The sequence below is a fragment of the Bifidobacterium apousia genome (genome assembly GCF_007559275.1).
Classification (GTDB): domain Bacteria; phylum Actinomycetota; class Actinomycetes; order Actinomycetales; family Bifidobacteriaceae; genus Bombiscardovia; species Bombiscardovia apousia.
The window spans coordinates 131,177-143,179 of sequence record NZ_VMHK01000003.1; the positions used below are offsets into that span (position 1 = coordinate 131,177).

Genomic DNA, 12,003 nt, shown 5'->3' on the forward strand with positions numbered 1-12,003 from the left:
ACAGAAAGAACCAAGGAAATGAGTGATTCATCCTCACAGATAGTCAGCCACGATCAATCCACATGGGCCTCTATTGCTACATGGCGGATGGCCTATGAAGGGATAGTCAAGTCAAGTTCCGGTCTTGAGGAGGGTGGCCAGGCGGGCGATGCTGTCGAGGCGCTGATCCGAGAGGTTGAGGCCAACCCCGATTACACCTCCGTCGGTTATGGAGCTTTGCCCAACCGGGAAGGTGAGATGGAGATGGACGCCGCCTTCATGGACGGGAACAGCATGGCAATGGGCGCTGTGGCCGGCATCCAGCATGTACTCCACCCCATATCCGTGGCCAGGCAGCTGAGTCGACGCCATACCAGCAGCTTTCTGGTCGGGCAGGGGGCGACCCGTTACGCCCAGGTCAGCGGGTTCGAAATGCGCAATATGCTGACGGACAGGGCCAGAGAGCGCTGGGAGCTGGAAGCCGCCAAGACCACAACACCGGAGTCTGCCGGTCCCTATCGAGGGCACGATACGGTCGGGACCATCTCCTTGGATGCGCACGGTTCGATGGCTGCCGGCACATCAACATCGGGGCTCTTCATGAAGGAACCCGGCAGAGTAGGCGATTCTCCCCTACCCGGCTCGGGATTTTATGTGGACAGCGCCATCGGAGGGGCGGCCGCCACCGGGCTGGGAGAAGACATCATGAAAGGGTGCCTCTCCTACCGGATCGTCGCCCTGATGGGAAGCGGCTTGAGCCCGCAGGAAGCCTGCGATTCCGCAGTCTACGAATTTGACGACCTCCTGAGGAACCGCTACGGCAAGGTCGGCGAGATCTCAATGATCGCTCTCAACAAGAGAGGTGAATGGGGGGTCGCCACAAACGTGGAATTCACCTTCTGTACAGCCAGGAAGGGCGAGCAGATACGCATACTCATGGCCAATCCGGATGGCAAGGGCGGAACACGAATCGAACCAGTAACTAAGGAATGGCTGCAGGAATACGAACGCTCATTGAAGGCGCCCCTCAAATGACCGCTTATCATTCTTGACTGATTAGTCAACTAATGCTATCTTAGTGAGCATGGGCCGCAAGAGAAGTTTCGATGATGATGAGGTACTTGCCCGTGCCCGCGAGGCTTTCCTGGAGCATGGCTATGAGGGAACGTCGATTGATGCTCTCGTCAAGGCCACGGGTCTGCTCCGGGGCAGTCTCTACGGTGCCTTCGGCAGCAAGCGTGGCATGTTCGTGGCTGCGTTACGTGATGCAACGGATTCTGAGTCGGGCGATTCAGGAGTGCTCAATCTGGTATTGGTGGCACTCATGGAGCTGTCAGATCATGATCTTGAGGTTCGTGGGCTGGTCAGGGATTACCTTGCGAAGCTGTCCAGCTCGGGATCTGATGATACTAATGCTGCGGCCCTTGATATCGCCACGCTCCTTGGCGAGACGCTGCTGCAGCGTGCACATATTCGTTTGCAGCCTGATGACGAAAGAAGATAAGTCATGAACAACAAGGTGGCAATTGTCGGGCGGACGCTGGAGGTTGAACCGCAGGGCTTGGATAAGATGTGGTCGTTCAAGGGGAAACTGGTGGTGCCGCTTGAGCACGTTCGGGGTGCAAGCGAGGATCCGGGCATTCTCGATGATGCCAAGGGGCTGCGTTCGCCCGGCCTTCATGTTCCCGGTAAATGGGCCGGCACATACATTGAACACGGGGAAAAGACATTCTGGAATGTCACCCGACCGGAAAGCCCCATCGTCATCCAACTCAAGGACGAGCACTATGATCGGCTGGTGCTCGGGGTGGAACATCCCCGCGAGCTGGTTGACCGGATCAACGCGGCCATCGCCAAACAGTAAACGACGAGTTGCAGCACCCGAGCTCTTCTATTGGCTATCGGCGGTCGAGTGGTTAGAAGCCGACAGAATGGGCCGACAAGTCATATGACTAACCATACTGGCTTTGACGTATTGCCGTATGACTTGTCGGCCCAGATGCTCACTCCCACTCGATGGTTGCCGGGGGCTTGGAGGTGCAGTCCAGGACCACACGGTTGATGCCCGGGCACTCGTTGGTAATGCGCGTGGAAATGGTGGCCAGCACGTCGTATGGCAGACGCGTCCAGTCAGCCGTCATAGCATCTTCAGAGGAGACCGGACGCAGCACGATCGGCGAACCATAGGTACGCTCGTCGCCCTGCACACCTACTGAATGCACATTGGCCAGCAGCACCACCGGGCACTGCCAGATCTGCCGATCCAGCCCAGCCTTGGACAGCTCCTCGCGGGCGATGGCGTCAGCCTCGCGCAGGGTCTCCAAACGTTCCCGGGTGATCTCGCCGATGATGCGGATGCCCAGACCAGGGCCCGGGAAGGGCTGACGCCAGACGATCTGGTCAGGCAGGCCCAGTTCGGCGCCGATGGCCCGGACCTCGTCCTTGAAGAGGGTGCGCAGTGGCTCGATCAGCTGGAACTTGACGTCCTTGGGCAGACCACCCACATTGTGGTGGGACTTGATATTGGCGGCTCCGTCTCCGCCACCAGACTCGACCACGTCGGGGTAGAGCGTGCCCTGCACCAGGAACTTGACTTCCTTACCGGTCTTGCCGGCCTCCTCAATCACCTGCCGCTGGGCCTTTTCAAAGGTGCGGATGAACTTCTCCCCAATGATCTTGCGCTTGCGCTCAGGCTCGGAAACGCCCTTGAGAGCGGTCAGGAAGTCCTGCGAGGCATCCACGGCGATCAGCTTGATGCCCGTAGCGGCCACAAAATCATGCTTGACCTGTTCGGCCTCCCCCTTACGCAGCAGGCCATGATCCACGAAGACGCAGGTCAGCTGGTCACCGACGGCCCTGTGGACCAGAGCGGCCGCCACGGCTGAATCGACGCCGCCCGACAGGCCGCAGATGACCTGGTCGTCACCCACCGTGCGACGGATCTTCTCCACCTGCTGCTCGATGATGCCTGAGGCGTTCCAATCCGACGGCAGTCCGGCGCACTGGTGCAGGAAGCGGTCGATCAGGTCCTGCCCCAGAGGGGTGTTGGTCACCTCGGGATGCCACTGGACCCCGTACAGCCCCCGGGATGGATCCTGCATGGCCGCCACCGGGGCACCCTCGGTATGCGCCAAAACCTCAAAGCCATCGGGCGCTCGATTGACGGCGACGCCATGGCTCATCCATACATCCTGCTGCGCGGGCGAATCCTGCAGTATTCCCTTGGCGCTGTCGATGAAGGCCTCGGTCTTGCCATACTCCCCCAGGGCCGCCTTGTCCACCTCGCCACCCAGCTCATGGGCCATGACCTGGAAGCCGTAGCAGATGCCCAGCACAGGCACCCCCGCCTCGAAAATCCTCTTGTCGATAGTTGGCGCCCCGTCCACGTAGACGGAGGCTGGGCCGCCGGAAAGGATGACCGCCTTGGGATCCTTGGCTAGTATCTGGTCCAGGCTCATCGAATGAGGCACCAGCTCAGAGTAGACCCCCGCCTCCCTGACTCGACGAGCGATCAGCTGGGCGTACTGCGCACCGAAATCGACCACCAGGACGGGACCCTGTGCCATAAGACTCCTTATATATACGTATGCTGTGTCTGCCATGGATGCCCGAGAGCGACGATTCAACGCTCGCGAACAAGTCCAGTATGGTTGCAGTTTTCGACAATGCTACCGTCATTGAGCCCTGATCGGCACCCCCGGCGAAAATTCCTGTCTGCAAGCAGACAATTCCCTCGCATTTTCTCACAAGAGCGAACACACACTGCAAGAAAACGTTCAGAAAAGTCTGCTCGTTCACGTACCATGTAGGCATTGGGTACGGACCCGACAGATGCCTGAAATGACACTGCGCAAGCCCGTAACCGAGGTAAATAAACAATCGCACTATAGTGCAGGAGTACACATGACGAATCCTGTTATCGGCACCCCTTGGGCGAAGCTGGAGACCCCAATCGCCGAGGAGACCCTCGAGGCCGTCGACAAGTATTGGCGGGCGGCCAACTATCTTTCCATCGGACAGATTTATCTTCGCAGCAACCCCCTGATGAAGGAGCCCTTCACTCGGGAGGATGTCAAGCACCGTCTGGTCGGTCACTGGGGCACCACCCCCGGCCTGAACTTCCTGCTGGGCCATATCAACCGTCTGATCGCCGACCATCAGCAGAACACCGTGATCATCATGGGCCCCGGCCACGGCGGCCCCGCCGGCACCTCGCAGTCCTACCTGGATGGCACCTACAGCGAGTACTACCCCAAGATCACCAACGATGAGGCTGGCCTGCAGAAGTTCTTCCGCCAGTTCTCCTACCCGGGCGGCATCCCCTCCCACTTCGCGCCTGAGACCCCCGGGTCCATCCACGAGGGCGGCGAGCTGGGCTATGCCCTCTCCCACGCCTACGGCGCCATCATGAACAACCCCAGCCTCTTCGTGCCCTGCATCGTGGGCGACGGCGAGGCCGAGACCGGCCCTCTGGCCACCGGCTGGCAGTCCAACAAGCTGGTCAACCCGCGCACCGACGGCATCGTCCTGCCCATCCTGCACCTGAACGGCTACAAGATCGCCAACCCGACCATCCTCTCGCGCATCTCCGACGAGGAGCTGCATGAGTACTTCCATGGCATGGGTTATGAGCCCTTCGAGTTCGTTGCAGGGTTCGACGACGAGGACCATCTGTCCATCCACCGTCGCTTCGCCGACATGCTGGAGACCGTCTTCGACAAGATCTGCGACATCAAGGCCCGGGCCGAAACCGACGACATGACCCGTCCCTTCTACCCCATGATCATCTTCCGCACCCCCAAGGGCTGGACCTGCCCCAAGTTCATCGACGGCAAGAAGACCGAGGGATCCTGGCGCGCCCACCAGGTGCCGCTGACCTCCGCCCGCGACACCGAGGCCCACTTCCAGATCCTCAAGAACTGGCTGGCCTCCTACAAGCCCCAGGAGCTGTTCGACGAGAAGGGCACCCTGCGTCCCGAGGTCACCAGCTTCATGCCCAAGGGCGACCTGCGCATCGGCGAGAACCCCAACGCCAACGGCGGCCGGCTGCTCAAGCCGCTTGAGCTGCCTGACATCCACGACTACGAGATCGACGTCAAGAAGCACGGCCACGGCTGGGGCGCCACCGAGGCCACCCGCGTCCTGGGCTACTACACCCGCGACGTACTGGCCAAGAACCCCACCGACTTCCGCATCTTCGGGCCCGATGAGACGGCTTCCAACCGTCTGGCCGCCGCCTACGAAGTGACCAACAAGCAGTGGGATGCCGACTACCTGTCTGAACTGACCGACGAGCACATGGCCCACACCGGCCAGGTCATCGAGCAGCTCTCCGAGCACCAGATGGAAGGCTTCCTGGAGGGCTACCTGCTGACCGGACGCCACGGCATCTGGAGCTCCTACGAGTCCTTCGTGCACGTCATCGACTCCATGATCAACCAGCACGCCAAGTGGCTGGAGGCCACCGTCCGCGAAATCCCGTGGCGCAAGCCCATCGCCGGCCTGAACCTCCTGGTCACCTCGCACGTCTGGCGTCAGGACCACAACGGGTTCTCCCACCAGGATCCCGGCTTCGTCGACATCCTGCTGAACAAGAACTTCAACAACGATCACGTGGTCAACATCTACTTCCCCGCCGACGCCAACATGCTGCTGAACGTGGGCGAGCGTTGCTACAAGTCGACCAACTGCATCAACGCCATCTTCGCCGGCAAGCAGCCCGCCGCCACCTACCAGAGCGTGGACGAGGCCGCCGCCGAGCTGGAGAAGGGGGCTGCCCGTTGGGATTGGGCCTCCAACGCCAAGGATGCCGAGGATGCTGATGTCGTCATCGCCACCGCGGGCGACATCCCCACCCAGGAGGCCCTGGCCGCCGACGACATGCTGCAGAAGCTGGGCCTCAAGGTTCAGTTCGTCAACGTGGTCGACCTGCTGAAGATCCAGGACACCGAGGAGAACGATCAGGCGCTGTCCGACGAGGAGTTCACCGAGCTCTTCAGCAAGGACAAGCCGGTTCTGTTCGCCTTCCACGCCTACCCCGGCTCCATCTACCGCCTGATCCACGGACGTCCCAACCACGACAACTTCTCCGTGCACGGCTACGAGGAGCAGGGCTCCACCACCACGCCGTTCGACATGGTGCGCGTCAACAACATGGACCGCTGGTGCCTGGCCGCCTCCGCCCTGAAGCTGGTGGACGCCGGCAAGTACGCCGACCAGATCGACAAGTGGACCAAGTTCCGCGACGAGGCCTTCCAGTTCGCCGTGGACAAGGGCTACGACCACCCCGATTACACCGATTGGGTCTGGCCCGATGCCAACCGGGCCGGCCAGGAGACCATCTCCGCCACCGCCGCGACCGCTGGAGACAACGAGTGATACGCTGATCCGACTCTGGAACCGCTCGTCATGCGCAGCCCGCATGACGGGCGGTTTCTGTATACTGGACAAGGTTGTGAACAAAGCAGTCATCAAGGCAACCACGTCCGGACAGGAGAAGACACAGTGAGTCTTGCAAGCATCACCATCATCAGCCCAGAAGCCGCCAACGGCCGCAATGTCGTGGCCTACGGCCTGACCAAGGCCCTGAGCGCCAAAGCCAGAACGGCCGTATTCAGGCCAATCGCCTGCAGGAAGCACCCGTTGACCCCGGAACTGGTTGCAGCCAGCTCATTCCCCGACACGGATCCGGAGATCTGCCGTGGCAAGTGCCCTGGGCACGCCACTGAGGACCCTATGCAGACCCGGGCCGATGTCCTCAATGCCTATGACGGTCTGGTGGAGGCCACCCATCCCGAGCGCGTCCTGATCGTGGGCAGCGATGCCTCAAAGCTCTTCGACCCCGGCCTGTTTGCTCTCAATGCACAGATCGCCGCCGACCTGAGGTCTCCGGTCATGCTGGCCGTCTGCACCATCGGCAGGGAACCCGGCCAGGTCATGAAGACCGTGGCTGCCTGCCGCAGGACCATCGAGGACCAGGGAGCCGTGCTTGCCGGGATCTTCATCACCGGATGCCGGTCTGAGCAGAAGGCGCCTCTTGCTCAGGCCTTCCAAGAGTATGATCTGCCGACCTGGACCGTCTCCAAGATGGACTTCGACACGGATACGTCCGCCGATCAGGCCCGCCAGGCCACCAGCCAGACATTCCAGCAGGAGGTGGATGTCGACCAGGTGCTGAAGGCCGCCGACGCCGCCAGCCCCAAGGCCACCACGCCGGTAGCCTTCCAGAACGATCTGCTGGCCAAGGCCAAGGCCAACAGGAAGACCATAGTCCTGCCCGAAGGCGGCGAGGACCGCATCATCAAGGCGGCCGACTACCTGCTGGCCCGCAACATTGTCGACCTGATCATCGTGGGCGACAAGGATTCCATTCTGGCCCGCGGCAAGGAGCTTGGCCTCAACAACCTGGACAAGGCCTCCTTCCAGCCCATGGACGACGAGCAGGTGCTGGCACCCATGGTCGATCGCCTCTGCCAGCTGCGCGCCAAGAAGGGCATGACCCCGGAGCAGGCGCGCAAGCAGCTGGCCGATCCCTCCTACTTCGGCACCATGCTGGTAGTGCTGGGCAAGGCCGACGGCCTGGTGTCCGGCTCGATCAACTCAACCGCCAACACGGTCCGCCCAGCCCTGCAGGTGATCAAGACCAAGCCGGGCGCATCTCTGGTATCCGGAGCCTTCCTCATGTGCTTCCCCGACCATGTGGCGGTCTTCGCGGACTGTGCCATCAACCTCAACCCATCGTCCGAGCAGCTGGCCGACATCGCCATCCAGTCGGCCCAAACCGCTCGCTCCTTCGGCGTGGACCCGCGCGTGGGCATGCTCTCCTACTCCACCCTGGGATCAGGCAAGGGCCCGGATGTGGACCTGGTTGAAGAGGCCACCCGCCTGGCCAAGGAGAAGGCGCCGGACCTGCCCATCGTAGGCCCCATCCAGTTCGACGCGGCCTGGTCCCCCACTGTGGCGGCCACCAAGGCCAAGGGTGATCCGGTCGCCGGGAAGGTCAATGTCTTCGTCTTCCCCAGCCTGAGCGCCGGCAACATCGGCTACAAGGCCGTACAGCGCACCTCGGGCGCCTTGGCCATCGGACCGGTCCTGCAGGGCCTCAACAAGCCGGTCAACGACCTCTCCCGCGGTGCCTTGGTTGCTGACATCATCAACACCGTGGCCCTGACTGCCGTCGAAGCCCAGGACTGATCGCCGTCGCTACAAGGTCTATATAAATATATAAATCTCTGGGGGGCTGCGCTGGATCCTATCTCCAAAACGGATCCAACGCAGTCCCGAAACTATGTCAGCCTGGCTATATACCGCGGCTTGTAAGGGCCGACGAGTAATCTTGAAGACTGATTGAGGAGCGCAGGCTCTATACAAGCACATCAGGAGGATGCCCCAATGGCGAAAACCGTCCTAGTCATCAATTCGGGTTCAAGCTCGATCAAGTACCAGCTGGTCGATCTGGAGACCAGCCAGAGCCTGGCCTCGGGTCTGGTCGAGAAGATCGGCGAGCCCACCGACGGCCACTACAAGCACGAGGTCAACGGCGAGAAGCATGAGCTTGAAGAGCCCATCCACGACCATGAGACTGGACTCAAGCGCGTTCTGGGCTTCTTCAAGGAGTATGGCCCTGATCTGGACAAGGCCGGCATCATCGCCGTGGGCCACCGCGTCGTCCAGGGTGGAGCCATCTTCCCCAAGCCTGCCCTCCTGACGCAGAAGACTCTAAGCCAGGTCAAGGATCTGGCCGTGCTGGCCCCCCTGCACAACGGACCCGAGGCTGAAGGCGCCGAGGTCATGAGCCGGCTGATGCCGCAGACCCCCCAGGTCTTCGTCTTCGATTCCTCCTTCTTCTTCGAACTGCCCAAGAAGGCGTCCACCTACGCCCTCAACAAGGACATCGCCAAGCAGTACCACATCCGTCGCTACGGCGCCCATGGCACCAGCCACCAGTATGTTGGCCAGCTGGTTCCCGGCCTGCTGGGCAAGCCTGCAGAGGGTCTGCGGCAGATCGTCCTGCACATCGGCAACGGGGCTTCCGCTTCGGCGCAGGTCTCCGGGCATCCCGTCGAGACCTCCATGGGCCTGACCCCTCTGGAGGGCCTGGTCATGGGCGGACGCACCGGCGACATCGACCCTGCCGTTGTCTTCCACCTGATCCGCAACGCCCACATGAGCGTTGACGAGCTGGACACCCTCTTCAACAAGCGCTCCGGCATGACCGGCCTGACCGGCCACGGCGACATGCGCGAGGTCCACAAGCTGATCGCCGAGGGCGACGAGGATGCCAAGCTGGCCCTGGACATCTACGTTCACCGCATTGTCGGCTACATCGGCAACTACACGGCCCAGATGGGCGGCCTGGATGCCATTACCTTCACGGCCGGCGTGGGCGAAAACGATGAAATCGTGCGCCGTCGGGTCATCGAGCAGCTGGCGCCCTTCGGCGTGAAGCTGGACCAGGAGAAGAACGACCAGCGGTCCAAGGAGGCCCGGATCATCTCCGCTCCTGACAGCACGGTCGCCGTCTGCGTCATCCCCACCAACGAGGAGCTCTCCATCGCCCGCCAGGCCGAGGTCGTCGCCAGCCAGGGCGATGCCTACGGCAACAAGTTCCAGGCCTGACCGTTAACCGGACCTGTCCCCTCAATCTGATTGATGATTGAATGAGGGATGATTGAGTTCAAGGTTTGGTTCTAGGAACCTGGTCCTAAGAGCAGAAAAAGGCCGGTGACCACGGCAATGCATGTGGTCACCGACCTTTTTCTATATATCGTTTGGGTCAGTCCCCCAAAGCCGCCAATGCCTCCTTGTGCAGAAGACCGTTGCTGGCCAGACCATTGCCACCCCATGGACCCGGGTTGCCTGCCAGGTCGGTAAAGCTCCCGCCTGCCTCGGTCACGATGGGGACCAGGGCACCCATGTCGTAGAGGTCCAGCTCCGGTTCGGCCGCCAGATCGATGGCACCCTGGGCCAGGAGCATGTACTGCCAGAAGTCGCCGAATCCGCGCAGACGCCAGATCCGGTCAGTCAGGTCGAGAAGCCGCTCCCGGCGGCCTATGGCCTTCCACCCTGTCAGCGACGACAAGGACATGGAAGCGTCTTCCATCCGATCCACTCTTGATACGTGGATGGCCTTGGGGGCCTCGCCCTGGCGCACCATGTAGGCTCCCTGACCTCGCGCGGCATACCAGCGGGTGCCCAGCATGGGGGCCGAGACCGCACCGACCACCATCTGATGGTCTGCCTCCAAGCCGATCAGGGTCGCCCAGACCGGTACTCCGCGCACATAGTTCTTGGTCCCGTCAATCGGATCGATGATCCACCGTCTGCCGTTGGACTCCTGCTTTCCCAGCTCCTCGGCGTAAATGGTGTCATTCGGCCTTGCTTGGGCCAGCACACGACGAATCACCGCCTCCGCCTCTTTGTCAGCCTGGGTGACCGGGGTATTGTCCGACTTGCGTACCACGTGAAGATCCGGCGACTTGAAGTAGCCCATGGTGACCTGATCCGCCTGGTCGGCCATGGCGATGGCCAGATCCAGATCATCCTGCCAGTTCTGCCTTTCAGCCTCGATGCTCATCACACGGCTCCTTCCGCTCAAATCGCTGTAGCTCAGCCTTGACCCTCGTCTGCTAGCATCCGCTTCCACATACCCGGGAAGTCAGGCATGGTCTTGGCTGTGGTGCCGATGTTGCGTACTCGGATGCCAGGTATCCTGAGTCCAATCATGGCAGCAAAAGTGGCCATGCGATGGTCGGCATAAGTCTCCATGACGGCCCCGTGCAGACGCTGAACAGGCACGGGCTCGATGGCCAGGCCATCATCCAGTTCGCCGGCCTGACCGCCTATTCTGGTGATTTCGGTGGCCAATGCCTTCAGCCGATTGGTCTCATGACCACGCAGGTGGCCAATGCCGTGCAGGCGGCTGGGCCCATCGGCAAAGACCAGGATTGCTGCAACCGAAGGCACGATCTCCCCCGCCGGAGAAAGGTCGAAGTCGCCGAGTCCATGAATGACTTCCCCCCCGGTCACCCGACAGGTGGCGCTACCCTGCCCATCAGGAACCATGTCTACCTTCGCGCCCATAGTCTTCAGATACCCGGGCAGCAAGCCACCTGGCTGTGTGGTCCGTTCTGGCCAGTTGGGCACACTGACTTGCCCGCCTCCTATCACGGCCGCCCCCAGAAAGGGGGCCGCATTCGACAGGTCGGGCTCCACCTGAACCTGATCAGGCAGCCGTGTCCCTGCAGTCCCTCTGCCTTCAACGCTCCACCTGCAGCGGTCGGGATTGGCCTGGACCCGGACTCCAGCCTGACGCAGGTCCTCAACGGTCATCGCGATATGCGGAAGACTAGGCAGATGCTGACCAGAGTGGACGATGGTCATAGTGCCCTCAGCCCTGGCCGCCAGCAGCAGGAGGCCGGAAATGAACTGCGAGGAAGCCGAGGAGTCTATGGTCACCTCCCTGCCCACCAGGCGATCCGGCGGTGTGAGCACAAAGGGCAGGAAGCCCTCCTGGCCCAGGTACTCGATCCTGGCTCCCATCTGGGTCAGCCCCTCCAGCAGAGGTCTCATGGGACGGCGATAGGCCTGCTCGTCTCCGTCGAATCGTGTGGGGCCATCAGCCAGCATGGCCAGGCTAGGCACGAAGCGCATGACGGTTCCAGCCAGTCCGCAGTCCACACGAGCGCCGCCACGGAAGCGCCCGCCTGCCGGTGGAATGACGGTCACATTCGTAGCCTTGCTCAGGTCAACCCGACAGTCCACGCCGAGGGCCTCCAGGGCCCTGATCATCAGGTCCGTATCACGCGACCTGAGCAGACCAGTCAGCCTGACCGAACGGCTTCCCAAGGCTGCGAGAATCAGATACCTGTTCGAGAGGGACTTGCTCCCCGGTATGGTCACCGTTGCATCCAAGGGGCCATCAGCCTGCGGCGCCGCCCATGTCTCTTCCACTGTCATGGTCACCATGGTAACCGCAGGCGCAGAGCTGTTCCCGCTCCCTGCTCACCCCTAGAGGTCCAGTGG

General features: G+C 61.7%; 9 protein-coding genes. 6 read left to right on the forward strand and 3 right to left on the reverse strand.

Annotated elements, in window-relative coordinates; genetic code table 11:
• The first annotated feature begins 18 nt into the window (after nucleotides 1-18).
• Genes FPK30_RS05570 through FPK30_RS05580 form a run of 3 tightly spaced genes read left to right on the forward strand, consistent with a single transcriptional unit; the run spans nucleotide 19 to nucleotide 1,843 of the window.
• Nucleotides 19-1,014, forward strand: coding sequence for a glycosylasparaginase (locus FPK30_RS05570; RefSeq protein ID WP_144085666.1), 996 nt, complete (start codon nucleotides 19-21; stop codon nucleotides 1,012-1,014).
• A 49-nt stretch (nucleotides 1,015-1,063) separates the two neighbouring features.
• On the forward strand, nucleotides 1,064-1,483 hold the full coding sequence (locus FPK30_RS05575; protein WP_144085667.1) for a helix-turn-helix domain-containing protein: 420 nt from the start codon (nucleotides 1,064-1,066) through the stop codon (nucleotides 1,481-1,483).
• Nucleotides 1,484-1,486: 3 nt separating this feature from the next.
• A complete protein-coding gene (locus tag FPK30_RS05580) occupies nucleotides 1,487-1,843 on the forward strand; it encodes a PH domain-containing protein (RefSeq protein WP_144085668.1) in 357 nt (118 codons plus the stop codon).
• A gap of 139 nt (nucleotides 1,844-1,982) precedes the next feature.
• On the opposite strand, the gene guaA is transcribed toward FPK30_RS05580, so the two are convergent.
• Complete coding sequence (guaA, locus tag FPK30_RS05585) at nucleotides 1,983-3,545, reverse strand: glutamine-hydrolyzing GMP synthase (protein WP_144085669.1); 1,563 nt, start codon at nucleotides 3,543-3,545, stop codon at nucleotides 1,983-1,985.
• A gap of 337 nt (nucleotides 3,546-3,882) precedes the next feature.
• Between guaA and FPK30_RS05590 the strand changes: the two genes are divergently transcribed.
• From FPK30_RS05590 to FPK30_RS05600, 3 genes are all read left to right on the forward strand, one after another.
• A complete protein-coding gene (locus FPK30_RS05590) occupies nucleotides 3,883-6,357 on the forward strand; it encodes a phosphoketolase (RefSeq protein WP_144085670.1) in 2,475 nt (824 codons plus the stop codon).
• A 126-nt stretch (nucleotides 6,358-6,483) separates the two neighbouring features.
• Entirely contained in the window at nucleotides 6,484-8,172 is a 1,689-nt protein-coding gene (gene pta / locus FPK30_RS05595; protein ID WP_144085671.1) for a phosphate acetyltransferase, read from the forward strand.
• A gap of 198 nt (nucleotides 8,173-8,370) precedes the next feature.
• On the forward strand, nucleotides 8,371-9,597 hold the full coding sequence (locus FPK30_RS05600; RefSeq protein WP_144085672.1) for an acetate/propionate family kinase: 1,227 nt from the start codon (nucleotides 8,371-8,373) through the stop codon (nucleotides 9,595-9,597).
• A gap of 157 nt (nucleotides 9,598-9,754) precedes the next feature.
• On the opposite strand, the gene hisN is transcribed toward FPK30_RS05600, so the two are convergent.
• Nucleotides 9,755-10,555, reverse strand: coding sequence for a histidinol-phosphatase (hisN, locus tag FPK30_RS05605; RefSeq protein WP_144085673.1), 801 nt, complete (start codon nucleotides 10,553-10,555; stop codon nucleotides 9,755-9,757).
• A 32-nt stretch (nucleotides 10,556-10,587) separates the two neighbouring features.
• Nucleotides 10,588-11,946: a 3-phosphoshikimate 1-carboxyvinyltransferase gene (gene aroA / locus FPK30_RS05610; protein ID WP_144085674.1), complete on the reverse strand. Its 1,359-nt coding sequence runs from the start codon at nucleotides 11,944-11,946 to the stop codon at nucleotides 10,588-10,590.
• Nucleotides 11,947-12,003 lie beyond the last annotated feature (57 nt).

Bases quoted from the DNA above. Each gene is read 5' to 3' on its own strand.
- FPK30_RS05600 (WP_144085672.1), top strand. From the start codon at position 8,371: ATGGCGAAAACCGTCCTAGTCATCAATTCGGGTTCAAGCTCGATCAAG.
- hisN (WP_144085673.1), bottom strand. From the start codon at position 10,555: ATGAGCATCGAGGCTGAAAGGCAGAACTGGCAGGATGATCTGGATCTG.
- FPK30_RS05575 (WP_144085667.1), top strand. From the start codon at position 1,064: ATGGGCCGCAAGAGAAGTTTCGATGATGATGAGGTACTTGCCCGTGCC.
- aroA (WP_144085674.1), bottom strand. From the start codon at position 11,946: ATGGTGACCATGACAGTGGAAGAGACATGGGCGGCGCCGCAGGCTGAT.
- FPK30_RS05580 (WP_144085668.1), top strand. From the start codon at position 1,487: ATGAACAACAAGGTGGCAATTGTCGGGCGGACGCTGGAGGTTGAACCG.
- FPK30_RS05570 (WP_144085666.1), top strand. From the start codon at position 19: ATGAGTGATTCATCCTCACAGATAGTCAGCCACGATCAATCCACATGG.
- FPK30_RS05590 (WP_144085670.1), top strand. From the start codon at position 3,883: ATGACGAATCCTGTTATCGGCACCCCTTGGGCGAAGCTGGAGACCCCA.
- guaA (WP_144085669.1), bottom strand. From the start codon at position 3,545: ATGGCACAGGGTCCCGTCCTGGTGGTCGATTTCGGTGCGCAGTACGCC.